Origin of the sequence: Slackia exigua ATCC 700122, from assembly GCF_000162875.1 — a bacterium.
GTDB classification, from domain to species: Bacteria; Actinomycetota; Coriobacteriia; order Coriobacteriales; family Eggerthellaceae; genus Slackia; species Slackia exigua.
In genome coordinates this window covers 1293359-1316735 of record NZ_GG700630.1, presented here as the reverse complement: position 1 = coordinate 1316735, position 23377 = coordinate 1293359, and the positions used below count along the sequence as shown (strand labels likewise).

The 23377-nt window shown below is 62.4% G+C and carries 19 protein-coding genes; 7 read left to right on the top strand and 12 right to left on the bottom strand.

The genetic code is table 11. The features are described 5' to 3' along the window. Positions 1-108: 108 nt before the first annotated feature. Positions 109-1503, bottom strand: coding sequence for an argininosuccinate lyase (argH, locus tag HMPREF0762_RS05675; protein WP_006362558.1), 1395 nt, complete (start codon positions 1501-1503; stop codon positions 109-111). Between argH and HMPREF0762_RS09355 the strand changes: the two genes are divergently transcribed. Further along, entirely contained in the window at positions 1502-1654 is a 153-nt protein-coding gene (locus HMPREF0762_RS09355; RefSeq protein WP_006362557.1) for a hypothetical protein, read from the top strand. The two genes, argH and HMPREF0762_RS09355, sit on opposite strands and share 2 nt — an antisense overlap. Positions 1655-1708: 54 nt before the next feature. On the opposite strand, the gene HMPREF0762_RS05670 is transcribed toward HMPREF0762_RS09355, so the two are convergent. Beyond that, positions 1709-2941 (bottom strand): argininosuccinate synthase, encoded by a 1233-nt coding sequence (locus HMPREF0762_RS05670; RefSeq protein ID WP_006362556.1) that lies wholly within the window; start codon positions 2939-2941, stop codon positions 1709-1711. A 1158-nt stretch (positions 2942-4099) separates the two neighbouring features. Then, entirely contained in the window at positions 4100-4801 is a 702-nt protein-coding gene (locus HMPREF0762_RS05665; RefSeq protein WP_006362554.1) for a flavin reductase, read from the bottom strand. Between the two features lie 494 nt (positions 4802-5295). Between HMPREF0762_RS05665 and HMPREF0762_RS05660 the strand changes: the two genes are divergently transcribed. After that, complete coding sequence (locus HMPREF0762_RS05660; RefSeq protein ID WP_006362552.1) at positions 5296-6054, top strand: sulfite exporter TauE/SafE family protein; 759 nt, start codon at positions 5296-5298, stop codon at positions 6052-6054. Positions 6055-6063: 9 nt separating this feature from the next. On the opposite strand, the gene HMPREF0762_RS05655 is transcribed toward HMPREF0762_RS05660, so the two are convergent. The 8 genes from HMPREF0762_RS05655 to HMPREF0762_RS05620 all read right to left on the bottom strand — a co-directional run bounded on the left by HMPREF0762_RS05655 (position 6064) and on the right by HMPREF0762_RS05620 (position 15458). Further along, complete coding sequence (locus HMPREF0762_RS05655) at positions 6064-6441, bottom strand: hypothetical protein (RefSeq protein ID WP_006362551.1); 378 nt, start codon at positions 6439-6441, stop codon at positions 6064-6066. 120 nt (positions 6442-6561) lie between these two features. Beyond that, entirely contained in the window at positions 6562-8691 is a 2130-nt protein-coding gene (gene ligA / locus HMPREF0762_RS05650) for an NAD-dependent DNA ligase LigA (RefSeq protein ID WP_006362550.1), read from the bottom strand. A gap of 26 nt (positions 8692-8717) precedes the next feature. After that, positions 8718-9308 carry an HdeD family acid-resistance protein gene (locus tag HMPREF0762_RS05645; RefSeq protein ID WP_006362549.1) on the bottom strand — a complete coding sequence of 197 codons (591 nt, stop codon included), beginning with the start codon at positions 9306-9308 and terminating at the stop codon, positions 8718-8720. Continuing rightward, positions 9305-10291 carry an NAD(P)H-hydrate dehydratase gene (locus tag HMPREF0762_RS05640; protein WP_006362548.1) on the bottom strand — a complete coding sequence of 329 codons (987 nt, stop codon included), beginning with the start codon at positions 10289-10291 and terminating at the stop codon, positions 9305-9307. Before HMPREF0762_RS05640 ends, HMPREF0762_RS05645 begins: the two co-directional genes overlap by 4 nt. Next, positions 10288-10800, bottom strand: coding sequence for a holo-ACP synthase (gene acpS / locus HMPREF0762_RS05635; RefSeq protein ID WP_006362547.1), 513 nt, complete (start codon positions 10798-10800; stop codon positions 10288-10290). The genes HMPREF0762_RS05640 and acpS overlap by 4 nt, the downstream gene beginning before the upstream one ends. Positions 10801-10809: 9 nt before the next feature. Next, a complete protein-coding gene (gene glmS, locus HMPREF0762_RS05630; protein WP_006362546.1) occupies positions 10810-12645 on the bottom strand; it encodes a glutamine--fructose-6-phosphate transaminase (isomerizing) in 1836 nt (611 codons plus the stop codon). 195 nt (positions 12646-12840) lie between these two features. After that, entirely contained in the window at positions 12841-14979 is a 2139-nt protein-coding gene (locus HMPREF0762_RS05625; RefSeq protein WP_006362544.1) for a HelD family protein, read from the bottom strand. Continuing rightward, on the bottom strand, positions 14976-15458 hold the full coding sequence (locus HMPREF0762_RS05620) for an RrF2 family transcriptional regulator (protein ID WP_006362543.1): 483 nt from the start codon (positions 15456-15458) through the stop codon (positions 14976-14978). Before HMPREF0762_RS05620 ends, HMPREF0762_RS05625 begins: the two co-directional genes overlap by 4 nt. A gap of 171 nt (positions 15459-15629) precedes the next feature. On the opposite strand from HMPREF0762_RS05620, the gene sufC reads away from it, so the two are divergent. From sufC to sufU, 5 genes are read left to right on the top strand one after another with little or no spacing between them, the layout of a single operon-like run. Next, positions 15630-16448, top strand: a complete 819-nt coding sequence (gene sufC / locus HMPREF0762_RS05615) for a Fe-S cluster assembly ATPase SufC (protein WP_009079265.1) — start codon at positions 15630-15632, stop codon at positions 16446-16448. Positions 16449-16459: 11 nt separating this feature from the next. Further along, positions 16460-17872, top strand: a complete 1413-nt coding sequence (gene sufB, locus HMPREF0762_RS05610; RefSeq protein ID WP_006362541.1) for a Fe-S cluster assembly protein SufB — start codon at positions 16460-16462, stop codon at positions 17870-17872. A 1-nt stretch (position 17873) separates the two neighbouring features. Then, entirely contained in the window at positions 17874-19145 is a 1272-nt protein-coding gene (locus HMPREF0762_RS05605) for a SufB/SufD family protein (protein WP_006362540.1), read from the top strand. Continuing rightward, positions 19142-20395 carry an aminotransferase class V-fold PLP-dependent enzyme gene (locus HMPREF0762_RS05600; RefSeq protein ID WP_006362539.1) on the top strand — a complete coding sequence of 418 codons (1254 nt, stop codon included), beginning with the start codon at positions 19142-19144 and terminating at the stop codon, positions 20393-20395. Before HMPREF0762_RS05605 ends, HMPREF0762_RS05600 begins: the two co-directional genes overlap by 4 nt. Next, positions 20388-20819: a Fe-S cluster assembly sulfur transfer protein SufU gene (gene sufU, locus HMPREF0762_RS05595; protein ID WP_006362538.1), complete on the top strand. Its 432-nt coding sequence runs from the start codon at positions 20388-20390 to the stop codon at positions 20817-20819. Before HMPREF0762_RS05600 ends, sufU begins: the two co-directional genes overlap by 8 nt. An 836-nt stretch (positions 20820-21655) precedes the next feature. Here the strand turns inward: sufU and HMPREF0762_RS05585 are convergent. Then, a complete protein-coding gene (locus HMPREF0762_RS05585) occupies positions 21656-23305 on the bottom strand; it encodes an FAD-dependent oxidoreductase (RefSeq protein ID WP_006362536.1) in 1650 nt (549 codons plus the stop codon). Positions 23306-23377 lie beyond the last annotated feature (72 nt).

The following is a 23377-nucleotide window of genomic DNA, read 5'->3' as shown; positions in this document are numbered from 1 at the left end:
TGCATAAAGCCGGGTGGGCGGCACGAATGAATCTGGCATACCCGAACGGCGATCCCGCTGGCATACAGGGTCAAGCCCGACCCCGACGATCCCGACCGCTTCCCGTTCCTATGCAGGAATCCTTTTACGATCGGCTTCGAGCGCAGCCTTTGCCTCTTCCATCTGAACCTTCACCGCGTCATGCCCGGCACCGCCATACGTCGTGCGCGCGCGCACGATCGCATCGATGTCCAGCGCCGAGACGATATCCTCTTCGAACAGGTCGGATGCGCCCTTCAGCTCCTCGATCGAAAGATCGGCCAGATCCTTTCCATTCTTTTCGCAATACAGCACGAGTTCGCCGACCGTTTCATGCGCCTGACGGAACGGCATCCCCTTCTTGGTCAGATAATCCGCCACATCGGTCGCCGCCGTGAACCCTTTGCTCGCACCTGCGCGCATAACGTCTTCGTGCACCGTCATCGTGGACACCATGCCTTCGACGATAACCATGCAGTCATGCAGCGTCTTCGCCGCGTCCATCGCGCCTTCCTTGCACTCCTGCAGGTCCTTGTTATAGGCCAGAGGCAGCGACTTCATCGTGACCAGAAGTCCGACCAGGTCTCCCACGACGCGGCCCATCTTCCCCCGCGTCAGCTCGGCGAAGTCCGGATTCTTCTTCTGCGGCATGATGGACGACCCGGTGGAGAACGAATCGGACAGCGTGATGAAGCCGAACTCGGTCGAAGACCAAAGCACGATCTCCTCGCAGATGCGCGAGAGGTGCATCATGGCCACGCTGCACGCATAGTCCAGGTCGAGCAGGTAATCGCGATCGGACACCGCGTCCAACGAATTAGGAATGGCGTGATCGAAGCCGAGCAGCTCGGTCGTCATCCGACGGTCGAGCGGATATGTGGTACCCGCAAGCGCCGCCGATCCCAAGGGATTCGCGTCCGCCGCGCTATAGGCATCCAGCAGGCGTTTGAAGTCGCGCGTGAACATCCACGCATACGCAAGCAAGTGGTGGCTCAGAAGCACCGGCTGCGCATGCTGAAGGTGCGTATAGCCAGGCATGACGATGCCGAAGCATTCATCGGCCTTATCGAGAAACGCCCGACGAAGCTCGCAGTTGACTGCGAGCAATTCGGCTATGGCATCCTTGGCGTACAAACGTATATCGGTCGCGACCTGGTCGTTGCGGGAACGGCCGGTGTGCAGGCGCGCACCCGCCGAACCTATATCGGAGATAAGCCGTCCCTCGACCGCCATATGGATGTCTTCATCGTTCACGTCGAATGCGAAGGCGCCTTCGTCCATCTGGCTCTTGATATGCGAAAGCCCCCGCTCGATGGCCGCATAGTCCTCGTCGCTGATGACGCCTTGCGCGACAAGCATCTTCGCATGAGCCAGCGATCCTCGAATATCCTGGGCATACATCGATGCATCCGTCGGAAGAGATGCGCCGAACTCCTGCGTGAAGGCGCTGACGCCCTTCTCGAACCTGCCTGACCAAAGAGCCATGGATGAACCTTTCTATCTTCCGGATGCGCAGAAAACCGAGCGGCATTCCGCACTTGAAGCCGCTGCGAGAGCCAAGCGGTTCGCCACGTTTGCAACCGCTGCGGAAGTCGAGCGGTTTGTCGCGCCTGGAGCCATCGAAGCAAGCCGTTAGGCCGCATGGGCGACCGCCCATGCGGCCATCAGCGAAGACTGATCGAAAGCTGCATTAATCCTGCTTGGCGCCTTGCTTCTGCGCCCAAACCGTCGTCGGAAGGCCGTGCAGGTACATGAAGCCCCGGGCCGCCGTGCGGTCGAACGTATCGGCCTCGCCGTAGCTTGCCAATCCGTAATCATAGAGGGAATACGGACTCTGGCGGCCGACGACCACGCACGATCCCTTGAAGAGCTTGACTTTGATGGTGCCGGTCACGTGCGTTTGCGTTTCTGCGCAGAATGCATCGAGCGCCTGTTTGAGCGGCGAGAACCAGAGGCCGTAGTACACGGAGGTCGCCCACTGCTGCTCGACGCCGAGTTTGAAATGCACGGTCTCGCGGTCGAGACAGAGCGATTCGAGCGCCTTATGGGCGGCGATGAGGACCGTTGCCGCAGGCACCTCGTAGCATTCACGCGACTTCACGCCGACAAGGCGATTCTCGACCATATCCAAACGGCCCACGCCATGCGTGCCGGCGGCATGATCGACTTCATTGATCAGCTTGAGGAGGCTCATCTTCTCGCCGTTCAGCGAGCAGGGAACGCCGGCCTCGAACCCGATCTCGAGATATTCGGGCTCGTCGGGCGCATCGGCCGGATTGGTCGTGGTCTGCCAAATATCCTCGGGAGGCTCGTTCCAGGGGTTTTCCAGAACGCCGCACTCGATCGCGCGGCCCCACAGATTGTCGTCGATGGAATACGGGGATGCCGGAGTGACGGGCACGGGCACGCCGTTCTCCTTGGCCCAAGCCATCTCATCCTCGCGGGTATGCAGGTTCCACTCGCGCACCGGAGCCAGGATCGTCAGGTTCGGATCGAGCGCCTTGATGGATGTCTCGAAACGCACCTGGTCGTTCCCTTTTCCCGTGCAGCCATGCGCGACGAAGGCGGCTCCGTACGTATGCGCGGCTTCCACCAGGTATTTCGAAATGAGCGGACGGGAAAGCGCGGACAGCAGCGGGTAGGAGTTCTCGTACAGGCCGTTCGCCGCAAGCGCTTTGGTCAAGTACTTGTCCGCATATTCCTCGCGCATGTCGATGGCTTCGGACGCGATGGCGCCCATATCGAGGGCCTTCTGCTTGATGTACTCGAGATCCTCTTCGTCTTGGCCTACGTTTCCGCAGATGGCAATGACATCAAGGCCTTTTTCGACCTGAAGCCACTTAAGGACGACGGAGGTATCGAGACCGCCGGAATAGGCGAGAACGACCTTCTGCTTTTCGGATGCGATGGTTTCGACAGTCATGAAAGTTCCTTTCTTCGGGTGCTTTGGCGCACGGCGATATCGGAAAACAACAGGCGTTCGATGTGCGGCAGAAGCGATGCGAGCAGTCGATGCGCGGCTTGCGGCCATGCAAAACGCCGATGAAGCGAAGCGAGGGATGGTTTAACGGACCATACGCCCGAAGCGAGCGTATATATGAAAAAGCCCGGCGACGCCGGGTGCTGTCATACGTCCTATGGAAGAGAAAAGGGTGTTAGCACCCTATCGGACCATGCATCAGCACACACGAGCGTCGCAGCGTGATTCGTCGGTCCTGGCGTCGGAGGGAGATCGGCATCGTGAATGCGATAGGCATGGGTGCGAACTCCTCTCGATCGATGCGCCGCACGAGACGGCTTCTTTGACGGCTTCCTTGGCGCGCGGTTACGCCTTTGGCCCAAGCGCCTGACGCATGCGGAGGGAGCATCTGTCGCACCCACGTGCATCATGTGCAGCGCTTTTTTGTATGGGTAGGTACACTAACCGTTCGACGCCGATGGAGCAAGTAAGAATTCTAATCTGGAAATTCATGCACAATTTAGCCATATCATCTCTGTGTTATGCATAATTGCTGAATATCAGCTTATTTTTATGCATCTAAAAAATGTGACTGATGTTTTGATAGGCAAACGGCCTCGTGATTCGACGATCCTGAAACCGGCGAACGGCGCTTACGGGAGTGGATTTTCAGTGCGAACGATAGGCGGATCGCGTGCGGGCATGTGGGTCATGCGGGTTGTGCGGGTCGTGTGCGACCGCGCAAGTCATACGAGTCGCGTGCGGTCGTGCGTGGGCCGTGCGGGTCGTATGCGGTCATGCGCCGAAGGCCGTAAGTCAAACCCTTCCTCGATGCCAAAAAATCGAAGCTTAGTATACCCTGTAGGGGTATTTTTTCGGTACATAAGTCGTTATTGCAACGAAGTGACGCTTGATTAAGGGCAGTTTCGTTGTGAGCGCAACAGAAACGATGCTCGAGATTCTCTAAACAGCGATTTTTTGTCATCGGCATCGAATTCGATGGTCGAAAAGGGGCTATACCCCCCCCGCACACTGAACAAACCGCCGAACATGGCGGCTCCCATCGCGCTGAACGGGCAACCGAATCTGAACTCCTGCATGAGCAGAGGCCCGACACCCCGATCACAGCTCGACGCGAACGAAGTTCTCTTTCCCGACGCCGCAGATAGGACAGACGAAATCATCGGGAAGCTCATCGATTTCGACGATGTACCCGCACACCTGGCACTGCCATCCATAACGAGGAGTCGAACCCGACCCGACGCCCGCATCGCTCGGCTGAGAGGCATCGGACCCGTTCGCATCGTCCGCAATATCAGGCGCTTCGTACGACGAGGCCTTCGGAGGTGTCTTTCCACCTTTGACCTGGTGATAATATGCATACGTCATCGGTTCCTCAGTCGATAGGACATCCGCCTCCTCGACCTCGCCGACGATCAGCATATGCGACCCGACATCCTCGGAAGACAGCACGCGCACGCCCATATGGGACACGACATGTTCGGCCACATACGGAACGCCCGCCTCGTCTATACGGATTTCGGTATCGGAGAATTTATCGGTGTCGGCGCTCGAGCGGAATCCAAAACGCCCGATGAGCTCCATAGGAGCGGACTCTGCAAGCACCGAAGCTTCGAAACGGCCGGACGAAAGCACGACGCCCGTCGTGAAGTTATCCTTGTTGATCGCAACGATCACACGTGCGGGCTTCGATGTGACCTGCGTTAACGTATTGACGATGCATCCCGCTTTCGTGTCTTCATCCTGTGCGGCAATCACATACACGCCGCAGCTCATAGCGCGGAACGACTTTGAATCCAACATTGGTCCCCCTTCGATCGGAATCGCACGAACCCAACGCCTATCATACGAGCTTGTGCGAATTTTCGCGCGCAAGAATCGATCGGGGGATGGACCGATGGAGCAGACCATACGTTCCGCCACGAAGGCAGCCGCTTCGCGCAGCATTCCCGCAGCTCTCTCGCAACTGCCCCGCACAGCCATCTCTCTCAGCTATCTCACGCAGCTCTCACGCAACTGTCACGCAGCCGCCTCGCGCAGCGTTCCCGCAGTTCTCTCGCAACTGCAGCGCAGCCATCTTGCCTTATAATCAACGCTTGCCTTCGCAGGGCGCCCGTCGCAACGACGCCGTTCGAGGCCGTCCACCGCATCGCGGCAGCAATGCTGTGCGCCGGGCTGCCACGGCAGCCAACGCTCGCACGCGCTTGCCTCGATGCCCGACGGCAACGCATGCGGTCCGACCCGTCCGGCACCGTCCTTAGATTCGCTCGTCGCACGCCACCGACCGTTAGGCCTCCATGGACCCGATCACGCTCATCATAGTCTGCCCGCTCGTATTCCTCGCGGGCGTCGTCGATGCCATCGCTGGCGGCGGGGGACTCGTCTCGCTCACCGCGTACCTGCTCGCAGGCTTGCCCGCCCACACGGCGATCGCCACGAACAAGCTCTCGAGCACGGTCGGCACGGCGGCTGCGACATTTCGCTTCATGCGCGGAGGCTTCGTCAAGCTGAAACCGGCGATTCCCGCCGTCATCGGCGCGCTCGCCGGCTCGGCTATCGGAGCGCGCCTGGCGCTGCTCACGCCCGACGGCATCTTCCAAATCGTCCTCATCGTATCGCTGCCCCTTGTGGCCATCGCGGTCCTGCGCAAGCCTGACCTAGGAGCATCCAAGGCCGAAGACGTACCGTTGCATCGCCGCCTCGCCGTCATCCTGGCTATTTCGCTCACCGTCGGCGTTTACGACGGCTTCTACGGGCCCGGAACGGGAACGTTCATGCTGCTTGCATTCGTCGTGTTCGGAAAGCTCGGAATCAAAGAAGCATCGGGAGAGACTAAAATCGCGAACCTGGCGTCGAACGTCGCCGCGCTCATCACGTTCCTGCATGCCGGCGTCGTCTGGATCGGGCTCGGACTTATCGCCGCGGCATTCAGCATCATCGGCAACTACATCGGAGCCGGCCTGGTCCTGAAGGGCGGCACGAAGATCGTGCGCCCCATCATCATCGTCGTCATCTCGCTGCTCTTCATCAAGGTCATCGCCGACCTCGTGATGTAGATCCCGGTATTACAGCACGTGCCCGAGCAGGAAGCCGAAGATCACACCGATCACGCCGATGCCCGCGGTCACGCATGAGATGAAGACGTCATGCTGATGGTCTTCCCTGCGATAGCGTTCCGCACGCTCGATGTCGGCGATCTCCGCATCGATCATGGCGATATAGGAATATCCGCGCCCCAGCACCTCGACGACAAGCGGATTGCCGTCCCGATATGCAGCACCGACATATCCAAGCTGGTCAAGACGCCGCATAGATGCGCCGGCCGCCGTGTCGCGCTTCACGAAGGCAAGCGGGCTCTTCTTTTCCTCGGCCCTGTTCGCCGTCTCGATCTGAATCAAGCGACGCAGCACCTTCTCGTCGTATTCGCTCAGCCTGTCTTCCATCGTCAGCGCATCTCCTCGTATCCGCCGTCATCGGCGGCGGCCCATCCCGAATCGTGAATCAGTCGGCAGTATATCGCACGCAGAGAGGGTTTCGCCATTTCGTGCCGCAGCGCTCCGCCCTTAGGCGATGCCCGCCGCCTCGAGCGATCCAGTCTCCAGCAGCCGCAGCAGATCCGCTTCGGAAAGCACCGGAACGCCCAGCGCAACGGCCTTGTCGTACTTGCTGCCGGCGGCTTCGCCCGCGATCACGTACCCCGTCTTCTTCGACACACTGCCCGACACCTTGGCGCCCATGGCCTTCAGCCGCGAGCCCGCCTCATCGCGCGTCATGCCGCTTTCGACGAGCGACCCCGTCAGCACGAACGTGATGCCCGCAAGCGTCTGAGGCACGTCCTCGCCCTCTGTCCGCACGTCTTCCATGCGGACGCCGAGCACCCCCAGCCGATGGATGACTTCGCGGTTGTCGGGCGTCTCCAAGAACGCACGGATGCTCTTGGCGATGATGCCTCCGACGCCGTCGATGGCCGCCAGGTCTTCCTCGGATGCCCGCATGAGCGCGTCCATCGAAGGATACGCGGCGGCGATCTGCGCGCCCGTGGTCTTGCCGACATGACGAATGCCCAGGCCGAACAGCACGCGTCCGAACGGTCGCGCCTTGGATGCCTCGATCGACGCAATCAGCTTGGCGGCGATGGTCGATCCCAGATGAACGGGTTCGCCCTCCTTGTTGGTGCGCCCCGTCTCAAGCGTGGCCAGGTCGTATTCCGAAAGGCTGTAGTAATCCGCAACGTCGGTCAAGCGCCCCGATTCCACCAGGCGCGCGACGATCTCCTCGCCCATGCCGTCGATATCCATGGCGCCGCGGCTCGCCCAATGGATGAGGCGTTCCGTCGCCTGAGCAGGACAGTCGATGGAAACGCACCGGAACGCAGCCTCTCCGTCCTCGCGCACGAGCGGGCTTCCGCAGCTCGGACACATCGCAGGCATTTCCCAAGGAATCGCGCCTTCCGGACGCAGCGAAAGCACCGGGCCCAGAACCTCGGGAATCACGTCCCCGGCCTTGCGCACGATGATCGTGTCGCCGACGCGCACGTCTTTGCGGTGCACCTCGTCGAGGTTATGCAGCGTCGCACGCGCAACTACGGAACCGTCCACGCGCACCGGATCGAGCTCGGCCACCGGCGTGATGGCTCCTGTGCGTCCGACCTGGACCGATATGTCGCGCAGCACCGTAGTCTTCTCTTCGGGCGGGAACTTGTAGGCGATGGCCCACCGCGGCGCGCGGGCCGTGAAGCCCATCTCGCGCTGGATCGCGAACGAGTCCACCTTCACCACCACGCCGTCGATGCCGTACGGAAGCGAGTCGCGCCGGTCGGCCACCTCTTCGCAGAAGCGATGCACCTCTTCGGGCGTGTCGCAGCGCTTGACGTCGGGATTCACGTGGAAACCGCAGTCGCCGAGCCATTTCAGCAGATCCCACTGCGATTCGGCGCGCACCGGAGCGTCGTCGGCGATGGCGTATAGGAACGTGGAGAGGTCGCGCCCTTGCGTGACGGTCGGATCCTTCTGGCGAAGCGAACCGGCGGCGGCGTTGCGTGGATTGGCGAACCCTTGCCTGCCCTGCGCGGCTGCGGCCGCGTTCAGCGACTCGAAGCTCCGTTTCGGCATGTAGACCTCGCCGCGGACCTCGATGCTCGCATCGGGATCGACAAGTCCCTCGATGCCCGCATCGCGCAGGCGCAACGGTATGTCGCGCACCGTGCGCATATTGACGGTGACATCTTCGCCCGTGGTGCCGTCGCCGCGCGTCGCAGCCTTCGTCAGCACGCCCGCCTCGTACGTGAGCGCGATGGACGAGCCGTCGATCTTAAGCTCGCAGCAGAACGGCACCGGATGCCCGATGGCTTCCACGGTGCGCGCGAGCCATTCGTCGAGCTCTTCCAAGCCCATGGCGTTGTCCAGCGAATACATGCGCACCGCATGGCGCACGGGCGAGAACTGCTCGCCCACGTACCCGCCGACGCGCTGCGTCGGGCTGGTCGGATCGATGAGCTCAGGATGGGCCTGCTCGAGTTCGCGCAGTTCGCGCATCAGCGAATCGAACGCCGCATCGGAGATTTCCGGCGCATCCTTCGCGTAATAGAGATACGTGTGGTGCTCGATTTCCTTGCGAAGCGCCCGAACGCGCGCACGGGTCCCGTCGGCATCCAGAGCCTGGCCGTCCGACCCGAAAAGGCTGTCCTGATCCATGATTGAAGAAATCCTCCGTTTGAGGGCTACCAGAGCCGGTTGGTGTGATCGATGCCGATAGGCAGGCTGAACGCGATGAGCGAGATTCCGTAGACGATGCCGACGAGCCCGATGATGAGCCCCAAGCTGCCAGGCCAGATGCACATGGCTCCGCCCAGAACGATCTCGAAGACGCCCGACGCGAGCTCGACGACGCACATGATGCCGCCGAAAGAACGCAGCTGCACGCCGACGAACATCTGCACCAGGCCGAATACGACGAGTCCGAGGCCGACGATCCACGCGGCGATCGTCACGCCGATGAGCGGATGCGCGCAGAGCACGATGCCGAAAACGAGCACTGCAATGGTCGTGAACAGGGATATCCCGCCTTTTTCCTGCAGCGTTCCCCGCACGCGCAGGTACGAGACGAGCATGACGGCTCCGACGAACAGGAACCCGACGCCCGCCGCGTACGACAGGCCCGCCAGGAACGTTTCAGGATTGAGAACGCTCGCGATGCCGAGCAGGACCAAGACGATGCCCGAGATGAGAAGCGGTGCGTTCACGGGCCCGCCGCTGCGCCCCGGCAGGAACTCGTCGCGAGAATCCAGAAGCGTGACTTTGATATCGCTCATGACGTTCTCCTCATGAATCGGCCCGCAGCCTGCGGCAAACGGTCGAGCACATCTTCGGCCGTCGGCCCGAAGGCCAGGCCTTCTCCCGCCATCCGTCCCGCGCACGCATGGATATGCGCGCCGAGCACGGCCGCTTCGAGCGGCATTATGCCGTACGCAAGCAGAGACCCGACGGCGCCGGCGAGCACATCTCCGGTGCCCGCCTTCGCAAGCGCCCAGGTGCCCGCATCCACGATATAGGTCGAACCCTCGGGCGTCGAAATCCAGACATCGGATCCCTTCAGCATGCAGATCGTCGAAGTCGCTTCGGCGATGGCCTGGGAAAGCGCCACGGGCGCGAGATCCCCGTCTAGACGCATCGCCTGGGCGATGCGCGCCGCCTCTCCCAGATGCGGCGTGATGACGGCGGTCGTGCGGCCGGTGCGCTTTTCGAGCAGCGCACGCACGTCGCCCGATCCCATGGCATCCAGGGCGCCGCCGTCCAGAAGCACCGGACAGTCGGAACGTTCCAGCACGCGTGCGATGCTCTCGGGCGAACATGCCGCGGCGGGCCTTTCGGAAACCGAAGGGACCCCTTGGGCGCACGCACGGCTCAGCTCGCGCAAGAGGCCGTCGCGCGCCGTCGAAGAGGGAAATCCGCATCCGACGACCACCGCGCGCGGGCGACGCGGCCCATCCTCATGCCGTACCTCGGCGAACGACGCATGGTCGCGCACCACGATCGAGGGGCTCTGCGCCCGCAGGGCCGCCCGCGCCCTCGATGTCGTGTACGCGATAACGTATCCGCAGGCCAGCTTATTGGCGGCACAGGAGGAAAGCACCGCCGCGCCAGGATAGTCCTTGCTTCCGACATACAGCTCGCACACGCCGCGCGAATACTTATGGGCATCGGCAGGTATCCGAGGCACGAGGTCGGCCGCCGCTTCGGGCGGCACCACGCAGGAACTCCCGCGCGCAGGACGGATGTCGTCCAGCAACGTCACGCCCGATCACATCCTTCGATGGCTTCCGCGGTTTCCGAGCCGAGCTCGTCGAGCATGCTGCGCGCTTCCTTGAATCGGCTTGCGAGCTCGGCCTTCACATCGCGCCGACGTTCCTTGTCCTCTTCCGCCGCCTTCGTGATGGCGACCGCGTTCGCGACGACGACCGCATGCGTGTATGAAATCGAAAGGGGGATATCCGTGATGCCCTGCTCCCGGGCGAGCTCGGCCGCCCGCCCATGCAGCACCGCGACGGGCTTGCCGCGCCGGTCGTGCGAGACCTCGACGTCCTTCATGCCGATGCCGCAGGCCAGAATGCCTGTTCCAAGCGCCTTGCACACCGCTTCCTTCGCCGCGAAGCGGGCGGCGAACCGCGCGGCGGCATTGCCCTTGGATTCGCAATACGCACGCTCCTCGTCGGTGAAGACCTTCGAGACGAACGACGACGTGCGCGCAAGCACACGCTCCATGCGCTCGATTTCGACGATATCGACCCCAAGTCCGACCGGCATGCCGCGCCCCTATTCGACCGTGACCGATTTGGCCAGGTTGCGAGGCTGATCAACGTCGCAGCCACGTTTGATGGCGATAGCGCGGGCGAAGAGCTGCAGCGGCACGCTGACCGTGACGGCGCTGAAGCAGTCGCGCACCTTCGGCACATAGATCACATAATCGGCGTGTTCCTTGATGTCCTCGTCGCCTTCGGTGGCCACGACGACGATGCGCGCGCCGCGGGCCTTGCATTCCTGGATATTGGAAACCACCTTGTCGTACGTGGGGCTCTGCGTCGCCACCGCGATGACGGGGAACCCCTCGTCGAGCAGGGCGATCGGCCCATGCTTCATCTCGCCGGCGGCATAAGCCTCCGCGTGCAGGTAGCTGACCTCCTTGAGCTTGAGGGCGCCTTCGTAGCAGATCGTGGCCCCGATGCCGCGCCCGACGAACAGGGCGCTCGTCGCGTCCTTGCAGGCCTCGGCCGCCTCGTCGATGGGCGCGAGGTCGGACAGGATCTCTTCCACCTGCAGCGCCGTGTCGGCGAGCTCGCGGAAGAGCATGCGGATCTGCTTGGTCGTCAGAAGCCCGCGCACCTGGCCGAGCAGCATGGACAGAAGCGTCAGCGCGACGACCTGGCCGAGGAAGCTCTTGGTGGCGGCCACGGCGATTTCCTTGTTCGCCTTGATATAGATGACGCCGTCGCTTTCGCGGGCGATCGGGCTGCCCACGACGTTCGTGATGCCGAACACCTTCGCGCCGCGGATGCGCGCGTCGCGGATGGCGGCGAGCGTATCGGCCGTCTCGCCGGACTGGGATACGGCCACGACCAGCGTGGACGGCGTGACGATCGGGTTGCGGTAGCGGAATTCGCTCGCCACCTCGACTTCGCACGGAATGCGGCTCCAGCCTTCTATCAGATTCTTCGCGACGAGGCCGGCATGGTAGCTGGTGCCGCATGCGATGATGTAGACGCGATCGATGGCCGCGAGCTCTTCGAAATTGAGCGTGAGCTCGTCGAACTTCAGATGGCCGTTCACCATGCGCCCCGCAAGGGTGTCGCGGATGGTGCGCGGCTGCTCGAAGATCTCCTTCATCATGAAGTCGGGGTACCCGCCGCGCTCGGCGGCCGAGATATCCCAGTCGACATGCATGACCTCGGGTTCGATCGCCTCGCCGTCGAAATCGCGATAGGAGATTGAAACCCCTCCGTCCACGCAGGCCATGCGCGCGAAGGTATCGTTCTCCAAGACGACGGCATCGCGCGTCTCGTCCACGATGGCCACGATATCGCTCGCCACGATCGCGCCCGTCTCGCCGGCGCCGATGATGACCGGAGAATCCTTGCGCGCGGCCACGATGACGCCGGGCTCGAACGTGCAGGTGACGGCCAGGCCGTACGCGCCGACGAGCCTGCGCGTGGCCATGCGCACGGCATCGAGCAGATCGCCTTCGTATGCCTCCTCGATCAGGTGCGCGATGACCTCGGTGTCGGTGTCGCTTCTGAACTCGTGCCCGCGCCCGGCAAGCTCTTCCTTCAGCGCGGCGAAGTTTTCGATGATGCCGTTATGGACGACGGCGAAGCGTCCCGAGCAGTCGGTATGGGGATGCGCGTTGCGCTCGCTCGGGCGGCCGTGGGTCGCCCAGCGCGTATGCCCGATGCCGCAGGTGCCTTCGATATGCTCGGACGCGACGATGGCTTCAAGGCCGGATACCTTCCCCACCTTGCGCCTGACCACGAGACCCGCATCCGTCTGCACCGCGATGCCTGCGGAATCGTAGCCGCGGTATTCCATGCGCTTCAGGCCGTCGATCAGGATATCTGTGGCCTGCGAGGTGCCGGTGTATCCAACGATGCCGCACATCTTACGGTTCCTCCTTCAGGCGCCTCCGCGATCGCGGACGCGCTCGGATCAATACGCCCCGATGGGCTCGATGCGAGAAGCGACGACGTGCGTCGGCGCACGGCCTCGTGAAAGCCGGCTCGCATGCGTTTCGGTCGATAGGATATTGTAACGCCGAAGACGGGCGCCCACCTGCCCGTCTGAAAACATCCTGAATCACGCCAGACCCGAGAGAAGCGGGGTCGCCGGACCCTTCGAAAGGACCGTCAGGCGGCGCGTCGCACGCGACAGGGCGACATAGAGGCAGCGGCGCGCGATATCGTCGTCGGGCGGATAGGCCGAAGACGATGCGTCGGGGATGACGACGTGGTCGAATTCGAGCCCCTTCGCAAGGGAGACCTCGAGCGCGACCATGCCGGATTCGGGAAGGGGCTCGTCGCCGCGCATGACGCGAGGCGCGTCCTCGCCCAGGATGCGCTCGATACGCTTCAGCTCCTGCTTCGACCGGGCCACGAGCGCCACGAGCCCGTCGCCCGACCGCGCATCGCGAACCGCTTCGCAAAGGGCCTGCGCATACGCTTCATCGGATGCCGCCTCCACGAACGCGGGCGCCATGCCTTCGGGCTGCACGGAATTGACCTCGATGCGCGCGTCTGCATCCAGAAGACCTGCGAACAGGGCCGTGATCTCGGGAGACGAGCGATAGCTCGTCATGAGCCGGCATTCATCCGCCGACCCGAACGCACGCGTGAACAGGCGGCGGATCTCGCCGTAGGTCGCGGTATGCGCGACGATGGCCTGATTCTCGTCGCCCAGCAGCATGAAGTGCGCCGAGCGGAAGTACCGCGCCAACACTGCGAGCTGGGCCGATGTATAGTCCTGCACCTCGTCCACCATGACGTAGCGCGCCCAAGGATCCCCCATGCCCGTGATGGCCGTCTTAAGGTAGAGCCATTCCGCCGTGGTCAGGTTATCGCGGCCGATCAGGCGGCGCGCGACGCGGTCCACGTTGAGCCATCCGAAGGTCTCGAGCGTCTTGAAGGCATCGGCATGCAGGTCGTCCAGGTAGATGCGGATGCGCGATGCCGTTTCCTCGTCGGACAAAGGGTCGCCGTATTCGTTGAACAGGCGGCGCTGCTCGCCTTCGTCGAGCCCGAGCATCTCGTCTTCCGCCCATTCGGTATGGGCCGCCTGCTTCACGCGGTTGGTCAAGCGATCGAAAAGCTCTTCCTCGACCGCAGCGAACAGACGCGGACCCGCGGGTATGCGCCCGAATTTATCGAAGACGCCCTGGATCTGGGCAGCCGTGAGCACCGCGCGTCCGGTGCGAAGCACGACGGGACGGAAGTCGCCGACCTCGAAGCGGAACCCGTCGAGCATTCCATCGATGCGCGCAAGGTCGTCCGCGGACAGCTCGTCGGCACGCATGCCGCGATCGGTCGCGCCGAGGGATCGCGCGAACCGCGCCCAGGTCGTCGAATGCGGATTGCTCTCGCCCATCTGGGGAAGCACGTCGTCGATATAGCGCCTGAACACCGGGTTCGGCGTGAAGAGATGCACGTCGGACGGATCGAGCGTCTCCCGTTCGCGGTAGAACAGATATGCGATGCGCTGCATCAGCACCGACGTCTTGCCGGATCCCGCAATGCCGTCGACCAGCAGCACCGGCACGTCTTCATGGCGGATGACCTCGTTCTGCTCCTTCTGGATCGTGGCCGTGATGGCCTGCATCCGAGCGGACCGGTGCTTCTTGAGGGAAGCGAGCAGCAAAGGATCCTCGATCGCGACCGACGTGTCGAAGTACGCGTTCAGACGGTCGGCCTCGATATCGAATTGGCGACGGTTCTCCAAATCGACGACGATGGTGCGCCCGTTCGCCTCATACGAGGTCCGCCCCATGTCGCGGTTGTAATACGTCTCCGCGACCGGAGACCGCCAATCGATGACGAAATGCCGCCGGTTCTCGTCGGTCATGCCCGTCGATCCGATATAGATGTCCTTGACCGGGTCGGTCGGCTTGAACCGAAGCTCGACCTTGGCGAAGTACGGCTGCGCAAGGAGCTGGCGCGCACGGGAGAGGTTTTCGGAAGCCACGCGGGCCGCGGCGTTGTATTCGTCGATGACCTGGTTCATTCCCTCGAGTTCCACCTGAGCTTCGAAGGAATGGTCCAGATCGGCCGTATCGAGGCCGAGATCATCGCTCATCGAGCTCTTATCCGCCGCAGCGGCGCGCATGATGTTCGCAAGCTTCGCGACCTGCACATCCTCTATGCGCTTGAGCTTCGCATACGTCTCGTTCAGATGCTCCTGCTCTTTGACGAAGATCGGATCCGCGGCGCTTCCCGGTGCGTTCATTCCGCATCTTCTTCCAAGAGCTTCGCCGCCACGATCTGGCTGATCTTGTCCACATCGAAGAACACGTCGCCCTCGTCGATGATGTCCTTCAGCATGACGCCGTCGACGTAGTCCTCGATGACGCGGTCGAGACCGATCCAGAACTTCACCGAAGCGCAGTCGGCGATGCGCGCGCAATCGAAGGTCACGCCGTCGCATGACGACACGGGAAGGACGTTCCCCTCGGCCGCGCGCAGGATGTCGCCCGCACGGATCGCGGCGGACGGCTCGGCGAGCACATAGCCGCCTCCCTTCCCACGCACGCTTTTGAGCAGGCCTGACTTGACCAGTGGACGGGCGAGCTGCTCGAGGTACTTCATCGAGATGCCTTCGCGTTGGGCCACGGCGCGCAGAGAAAGGGGCGTTCCCTCTTTCTCGAAATGGTGAGCGACGTCCGCCATGAGACGCATGGCATAGCGCCCTTTCGTCGTGACAAGCATCCTCGCTCCTTCGATCGAAACGCACCTAGATGCGTAGCAATTGTGTTCCGGTCGTGCGCGACGCGGGTTTTCCCGCCTTTTGCGCGCTGTCCATATTGACATATGGAGCCGTCCGTTTATTTTAATCATATAATTTTTATAGGAATTAAAGCTCTCCGGAAAGGCTTTCCCATGGCGCAACCGCTTCTCAAGATCAACGACCTGTTCGCATCGGTCGACGACAAGCTCATCCTGAAGAACGTCAACCTCGAGCTCGCCGCCGGCGAGACCCATGTCCTCATGGGCCCCAACGGCACGGGCAAGTCGACGTTCGGCCACGTGGTCATGGGCGATCCCGTCTACACCGTCAATGGCGGCTCGATCGAATTCGATGGCCAAGACATCACCGGCCTCTCCCCCGACAAACGCTCCCGCGCCGGGCTCTTCCTGAGCTTCCAGGCTCCGGTCGAGATTCCCGGCGTGCCCCTGTCCAGCTTCCTGCGCGCATCCGTCGCGGGCCGAGAAGGCGCCGACCTCAAGGGCAAGCAGTTCCGCAAGCTCCTGAAAGACCTCTGCGAAGAGCTCGACATGGATCCGGCCTGGCTCGATCGCGAGCTCGGCGTCGGCTTCTCCGGCGGCGAGAAGAAGAAGGTCGAGATGCTCCAGCTCCTGCTCCTTCAGCCTAAGCTCGCCATCCTCGACGAAACCGACTCCGGTCTCGACGTCGACGCCCTCGGCGTCGTGTCCCGCGGCATGGAAGCCTACCGCCGCCGCTGCAACGGCACGCTGATGGTCATCACCCACAACACGCGCATCCTCGAACACCTGAGCATCGACCGCGTCCACGTCATGATGGGCGGGCATATGATCGCCGAAGGCGATGCGAGCATGGTCCAGTCCATCGACGAGAACGGCTTCGAGCAGTTCGCCGCCGCCGAAGCGGAAGCCGCATCCCATGACGAAGAGCTCCTGGCCGCGCTCATCGAGCGCGCCGCGGCGGACGCCGAATAGGAGGCTTCCCCATGCCTAAGAAACGCACCGAGGTCGCCGACATCGACCGTTCGATGTACGACTTCCGCTACGAAGAGAAGGATTTCGAACGCGTCGACGCCGGCCTGACCCCTGAAATCGTCGAAGAGATCTCGAGCCGCAAGGACGAGCCGCAGTGGATGCTCGACTTCCGCCTGAAGTCCCTCGAAACCTACCATCGCATGGCGACCCCCGACTGGGGCCCGTCGATCGCCGGGCTCGACATGGACAACATCGTCACCTACGTCAAGCCCAACACCGACCAGAAAAGCGACTGGGAAAGCCTTCCCGACGACGTGAAGAACACGTTCGACCGCCTGGGCATCCCTCAGGCCGAACGCGCCTACCTCGCGGGCGTCGGCGCCCAGTACGACTCCGAGCTCGTCTATCACAGCGTGCAGGAATCCGCCGCCCAAATGGGCATCGTGTACTCCGGCATCGAAGAGGCCCTGCACGAGCCCGAGTGGGAGAAGCTCATCCACGAGAAGTTCATGACGCTCATCCCGCCCACCGACCACAAGTTCGCCGCGCTCCATGGCGCCGTATGGTCGGGAGGATCGTTCGTCTACGTCCCGAAGGGCACGCGCCTCGACTTCCCGCTGCAGTCGTACTTCCGTCTGAACGCCAAGGGCGCAGGCCAGTTCGAGCATACGCTCATCATCGTGGAAGATGACGCCGACCTGCACTTCATCGAGGGGTGCTCGGCGCCGAAGTACAACGTGGCCAACCTCCACGCCGGCGCGGTCGAGCTCTTCATCGGCAAGGGTGCCCACCTGCGCTATTCGACGATCGAGAACTGGTCGAAGAACATGTACAACCTCAACACCAAACGCGCCCGCTGCGACGAGGGCGGCTCGGTAGAATGGATATCCGGGTCGTTCGGCAGCCACGTGGGCTACCTGTATCCGATGTCCATCCTCGCAGGACGCAAGAGCCGCTGCACCTTCACCGGCATCACCTTCGCCGGCCAGGGACAGAACCTCGACACCGGCTGCAAGGTCGTGCTCGCGGCCCCCGAGACCTCGGCGGCCATCGAGACGAAGTCCATCTCCAAGGGCGGTGGCGTATCCACGTTCCGCAGCTCGGTGGTGGCCACGCCGAACGCGACCGATTCCGCGGCCAGCGTCTCCTGCCAGTCGCTCATGCTCGACGACGTCTCCCGATCCGACACCATTCCCGCGATGGACGTCCGCTGCAAGAAGGTGGACATCGGACACGAGGCGACGATCGGCCGCATCGGCGACGACACCATCTTCTACCTGATGAGCCGCGGCATCTCCGAGGAAGAGGCCCGCACGATGATCGTCAACGGCTTCGCGGACCCGGTCTCCAAAGAACTCCCGCTCGAATACGCGGTCGAAATGAACAACCTGATCAAACTCGAAATGGAAGGGGCGATCGGCTAGGATGGACGCCATTACCCTGCAAAACGCCAGCCCGATGCCCGCTCCCACGTGGCATCGCCTGAGCATGAACGGCGCGGACATAGAAACCCCCGCCGACCTTATCCAGGCGCATGACGCCATCGTCGAAGTGCCCGAGGGCGAAAGCGCACTTTCTGTGACCGCCGTCGCGCTCACAGACCTTGAGGGCGATGCGTTCGATACGGCTGTGGACGCGCTTTCGGCGCGCACCTATGCGACGCGCATCAGCGCGCAGGATCTTGCGGGCGAAGCCGACGACGACACCGACGGCGTGCGCGACACGGCATATTCCCGCTATCAGATCGATGCCGCCGAAACCGAGCGCGCAGCGTCCGTCGCCGCCGCGTTCGAGACGGGCATGGGCGCGGATGCGCGAGCATTCCTGCTCCAAGCCGCCGGCGAGGTCATCGTCGTGGAAGCCCCCGAAGGCTCCGAAGGCGCGGCGACCGTCCGCCTCAACGGCATCGACGGGGCGGTCAACACGGCCGCCGTCGACGTCGTGGCCCACGAAGGCGCGCACGTCGATATCGCGATCGCCTTCGACACCCCGACTAAGGGAGTCGGTGCCATCGGTGCGACGTTGCGCGTATTCGCCGGCAAGGACGCCGTCGTCCGCGTGACCGCCATCCAGACGGCCGACGATTCCTGGCAGTGCTTCGACGACGAGGGCTATGTGCTCGACGAGTCCGCAAAGGTCGAGGTCAGGCATACCGTTCTAGGCGCCGGGGAATCCTACACGGGGCTCGCCTGCGACCTGCGAGGCACCTCCTCCGACATCGACGTGGACACCCGCTATCTGGGCCACGGAGAAAACGAGCTCGACTTCAACTACGTCATCCGCCATCACGGCCAACGCACGATGTCCGAACTGAATGCCAACGGCGTGCTGGCCGGCGAAAGCGTCAAGACGCTCCGCGGCACGATCGATCTGATCCGCGGCTGCAAGGGCGCCAACGGCCATGAATCGGAAACGGTGCTCATCGCCGATGACGGCGCGCACAACCGCACGGTTCCCGTCATCCTCTGCTCCGAAGACGACGTCGCCGGCAACCATGGCGCGACGATCGGGCATATCCGTCCCGAGCAGAAGTTCTATCTGGCATGCCGCGGCCTTTCCCCCGATGCGGCCGAAGCTATGTTCGCGCGTGCGCAAATCGAAAACGCCGAGATCAATGCCGTCGACGAGACCGTCAGGGCCAGTGTCGTGCGCCTCGGCAAGACGCTCCTCGGAGATTACGAGGGGGTCGAGCAATGAGCGGCCCCAAGTGCATAGCGTTCGATCCGACCGACCTTTCCACCAGCCCGTTCCGCTGCGATTTCCCGCTGCTTTCCCTGCACCCCGAGCTCGCGTTCCTCGACTCGGCGGCCACGGCCCAGCGGCCCTCCGTCGTGCTGGATGCCCAGCGTTCGTTCTACGAGACCATGAACGCGAACGCCCTGCGCGGGCTGTACAAGCTGTCGTTCGAAGCGACGATGGCCATCGGCGATGCCCGCAAGAAGACCGCGGAATTCATCGGCGCGCATGAAGCGAACGAGATCGTCTTCTGCCGCAATGCGTCGGAAGCCCTCAATATGGCGGCCAAGGCGTTCGCACCCACCGTGCTCGAACCGGGCGACGAGGTCTGCATCTCCATCATGGAGCACCACAGCAACCTCATCCCCTGGCAGCAGGCCTGCCGTGCCGCAGGCGCCACGCTCGTCTACCTGCGCCCGGACGACCAAGGCGTCATCACGGATGAAGAGATCGCCGCGAAGATCGGGCCGAAGACCAAGATCGTCTCCGTCGTGCACATCTCGAACGTGCTCGGCGTGCTCAACCCCGTCGAGAGGATCGCCCAGGCGGCGCATGAGGCCGGAGCGTACATGATCGTCGACGGCGCGCAGTCGGTCCCCCATATGCCCGTCGACGTGGAGAAGATCGGCTGCGATTTCTTCGCGTTCTCCGCCCATAAGGCCTTCGGTCCCATGGGCGTCGGCGTGCTCTGGGGCAGGAAAGAGCTGCTCGACGCTATGCCGCCGTTCCTCACGGGCGGCGAGATGATCGATTCCGTCACCGAGGAAGATGCCGTCTGGTCCCCTGTTCCCGAAAAGTTCGAGGCCGGCACGCAGGATGCGGCGGGAATCTATGCCGCAGGCATGGCGCTTTCCTATATCGATTCGGTCGGCTTCGACTACATCCAGGCGCGCGAGGCCGCGCTCGTGGCGGAATGCATGCGCCGGATGGCCGAGCTTCCGTTCATCGAGATCGTGGGGCCGGACGACGCGGCCGCGCATCATGGCGTGGTCAGCTTCAACGTCAAGGGCGTGCACCCGCACGACGTGTCGGGCATCCTCGACGGCGAAGACGTCGCCATCAGGGCCGGACATCACTGCGCCCAGCCGCTTCTCACCTGGCTCGGCGTGCCATCCTGCTGCCGCGCGTCATTCGCGTTCTACAACGAGCGCCGCGATATCGATGCGCTCATTCATGCGCTCAAGACCGTTTGGAGTATGTTCAATGCCTAGCATCTATACTGCCGCGCTCATGGAACACAACGCCCACCCCGACTACAAGTACGATCTGGAAAACGCGACCCACGAACACGAGGGAATCAACCCGAGCTGCGGAGACGAACTCGTGCTGAAGCTTCGCCTCGGCGATGACGGTCGCACGATCGAAGAAGCGGCGTTCACCGGGCATGGCTGCGCCGTTTCGCAGGCGTCGGCCGACATGATGGCCGATCTCATCACCGGCGAAAGCATCGAGGAGGCTCAGAGGCTCTGCAAGCTGTTCATCGGGATGGTCCAGGGCAAAGAGCTTTTCGACCAGGACCGAGAGGATCTGGACGAGGCCGCCGAGCTCGAAACCATCTCGCGCATGCCCGCACGCGTCAAATGCGCCGAGCTCGCCTGGCGCACGCTCGAAGGGATGCTTGCCGAGCAGGCGTAAGATCCTCGAACGCGATTAACCACCATGCATATGATTGCAGCGATAGAACCGCCGAAGGCCGCCGATTTCAGCGGCCTTCTTTTTGAACCGAACCCATGCGGATTCCCCAGCTTTTGCAGCAAGCCACGCACTACTCTTCCGAACGGCCCGGCTTACCGCGCACATAGGAGCCAGCGCGGTATACCGCAGCAACAACACCGGCAATAAGACCACTGATGACAAGGGACGGAAACCAGCAAACGAAGAAAAAGAAGATTATCGCCCCTAGGGGGCTTCCAGAAGCCAACCCACGAGTCGATATCTCGCTGCACATTACTATGAAATCTGCACGCGCTTTTGCAAACATGCCGACCCACTCTTCGAGGCCTCCGAAATACGAATCCGAATGCAAAGTAACGTTCGCATGCGAAAGGTACATTTCCTCCATAGCACGAGCCCGTAGGTAAATGAGAAAAAATACCAGCATAGGAGGAAAATGCCCATCGTTGCAGGCAAACTCTTTTTCATGGCTCTCCTCGACTCGACCTGGCTATCCGAACCGAAATTATAGTCAACACCCTCCGAATCAGCAGGCATCGGAGACCCCTCCGTTCGAGGCTACCGCTCCGTGCTAGCAGCCAGATGCAGCGATTCAGTCTATACCCATCCCGACGAAGAGCCCCTCCCTTCATTATCGGGAATGACAACCTCCTAGGGAACCTCAGAAAAATGGAGCCCGCCGCACATGCGGCGGGCTCCGAGGAGGGGGCCTCAGGATTCTTAGGCCAGATTGTAAACACCTGACCTGCGCGTCGTTTATCGCACGAGCATGCCGAACAAGCTCTAGGCCGCATGAATCAGGCAGACTGCATGCAGTTGCGCGCGGAAATGCGGCCGAACGCCATGGCCTCCCCGACGTTACCGTTTCCCTGATAGAGATAGCCCCACACGGAACCGAACTCTCCAGCGGCATACAAGCCGGGAATGGGATTGCCTTCGTAATCCAGGATCTCTCCCTTTGCAGACCGCTTCGGACCGCCGTCGGTATTGAGCATCGCAGGCGCGCAGCGCTGCGCGTAGAACGGAGCCGTCGCGACGGGAGTCAGGGTATCGGCCGGACGATAGAAGGCCAGGTCCTTCCCTTCTTCGCATGAACGATTCCATGCATCGACGGTGTCTTTGAGCTCGTCGGCGGGCACTCCGCACATATCCGCAAGCTCCTCGATGCTGTCGGCCTTATACAACCAGCCGTCGGAAACGGGGTCGGTCGTTCCCACCGTATCGAAGTCGAACGCGTTATTGTAGCTATCCGCGTCGAAGACGAACCATCCGATGGACGGCATAGGCAGATGGCTCCATTCGCCGCCGAACTGCATGACGCCATGACGGCTGCCCACATGCCGGCTCAAATCATCCGAAAGAGCATCGTTGGAAACGTCGAGGGACTTATGCCCATCCCAATCCATATAGAAGCGGCGGCCGTTCTTCGCCACGGTGATGCCGAACCGTTTGAACGTATGGCTCGCCAGAGCTCCGTTCGAGAATGCCGAATTATCGAGGTTGCGCCCGGCCATCCAGAATCCGGCCGCATTATGCATGTGCCAGAAGTCGGCTCCATGGCGGGCGCAGATCTTATGCCCGTCGCCGGTATTGCCCGTCATCGCGAATGAAATCGCGCTGCCGCAGCCGCAGAACCCTTCGAGGAATTCCTCGTTGTGCTCGTATCCGCCCGTGCACATGATGACGCCTTTGTTCGCCTTGATGCGCTTGCCTTTGGCGACGACTCCGGTCACGCGGCCCTCCCCGTCCTGCACAAGGTCCTCGAGCGGAGTGCTCGCCCGGTATTCGATTCCCGGATAATCGCTTTCGCGCACATAGTTCAGGAAGTTGTACACGTGGTTGAACGGCGGCTCTGCCTTATCGTTGAAGCTGTACTCAGGCGCGCACCAGCTGGCGAATTCGCGATATTCGGACTTGGGCCGCGAAGACAAGTCACCCCGCGCGTTCCCCTCTTCGTTCATGTCGTAAACGCCGCGCGTCGAGTCGAGCATATCCAGCGTGGCTCCGAGGGAAAGCACCCAATCGAGATTCTCGTTGATGCCCTCGCAGAACGACTCGAGCACATCATCGGGAATGCTCTGTCCGATCGGCGTGGTGGCGCAATCCTTGAGATACTGCAAGGGGTATTCGTTATTCTCGTCTCGACCGAGGAAGTCTCCGGCGCACACGGGAGAGCAGCCCGCGGCTGATGCCTCCTTTTCGATAAGAAGGCAGCTTTGCCCAGAGCCCTCCTTGGCGACGGTTATCGCCGCCGAAAGCCCGGCGATGCCGGCGCCGCATACGATGACGTCGAATTCCTCGTCCCATGTTCCGGTATCGTTCGACGACCCTGAACCCGACGACGAATTGGCCGTGCGGGGCGCGCATCCGGCCAGGGCCGCGCCGACGCCAACGGCTCCGAGACCCATCATCGCAAGAAAGTTCCTACGCGTAGAACCGGTGTCCATATGATGCTCCCTTCCCTAAAACGCCTCGCGAACCGCTCGCGGGGCGCCGATGTGAAAAGAGTGCTTGACCAG

Excerpts from the sequence above, each read along its gene's own strand:
- HMPREF0762_RS09355 (WP_006362557.1), top strand. The coding sequence starts at position 1,502 with ATGGATGAACCTTTCTATCTTCCGGATGCGCAGAAAACCGAGCGGCAT.
- argH (WP_006362558.1), bottom strand. The coding sequence starts at position 1,503 with ATGGCTCTTTGGTCAGGCAGGTTCGAGAAGGGCGTCAGCGCCTTCACG.
- HMPREF0762_RS05670 (WP_006362556.1), bottom strand. The coding sequence starts at position 2,941 with ATGACTGTCGAAACCATCGCATCCGAAAAGCAGAAGGTCGTTCTCGCC.
- HMPREF0762_RS05665 (WP_006362554.1), bottom strand. The coding sequence starts at position 4,801 with ATGTTGGATTCAAAGTCGTTCCGCGCTATGAGCTGCGGCGTGTATGTG.
- HMPREF0762_RS05660 (WP_006362552.1), top strand. The coding sequence starts at position 5,296 with ATGGACCCGATCACGCTCATCATAGTCTGCCCGCTCGTATTCCTCGCG.
- HMPREF0762_RS05655 (WP_006362551.1), bottom strand. The coding sequence starts at position 6,441 with ATGGAAGACAGGCTGAGCGAATACGACGAGAAGGTGCTGCGTCGCTTG.
- ligA (WP_006362550.1), bottom strand. The coding sequence starts at position 8,691 with ATGGATCAGGACAGCCTTTTCGGGTCGGACGGCCAGGCTCTGGATGCC.
- HMPREF0762_RS05645 (WP_006362549.1), bottom strand. The coding sequence starts at position 9,308 with ATGAGCGATATCAAAGTCACGCTTCTGGATTCTCGCGACGAGTTCCTG.
- acpS (WP_006362547.1), bottom strand. The coding sequence starts at position 10,800 with ATGCCGGTCGGACTTGGGGTCGATATCGTCGAAATCGAGCGCATGGAG.
- glmS (WP_006362546.1), bottom strand. The coding sequence starts at position 12,645 with ATGTGCGGCATCGTTGGATACACCGGCACCTCGCAGGCCACAGATATC.
- HMPREF0762_RS05625 (WP_006362544.1), bottom strand. The coding sequence starts at position 14,979 with ATGAACGCACCGGGAAGCGCCGCGGATCCGATCTTCGTCAAAGAGCAG.
- HMPREF0762_RS05620 (WP_006362543.1), bottom strand. The coding sequence starts at position 15,458 with ATGCTTGTCACGACGAAAGGGCGCTATGCCATGCGTCTCATGGCGGAC.
- sufC (WP_009079265.1), top strand. The coding sequence starts at position 15,630 with ATGGCGCAACCGCTTCTCAAGATCAACGACCTGTTCGCATCGGTCGAC.
- sufB (WP_006362541.1), top strand. The coding sequence starts at position 16,460 with ATGCCTAAGAAACGCACCGAGGTCGCCGACATCGACCGTTCGATGTAC.
- HMPREF0762_RS05605 (WP_006362540.1), top strand. The coding sequence starts at position 17,874 with ATGGACGCCATTACCCTGCAAAACGCCAGCCCGATGCCCGCTCCCACG.
- HMPREF0762_RS05600 (WP_006362539.1), top strand. The coding sequence starts at position 19,142 with ATGAGCGGCCCCAAGTGCATAGCGTTCGATCCGACCGACCTTTCCACC.
- sufU (WP_006362538.1), top strand. The coding sequence starts at position 20,388 with ATGCCTAGCATCTATACTGCCGCGCTCATGGAACACAACGCCCACCCC.
- HMPREF0762_RS05585 (WP_006362536.1), bottom strand. The coding sequence starts at position 23,305 with ATGGACACCGGTTCTACGCGTAGGAACTTTCTTGCGATGATGGGTCTC.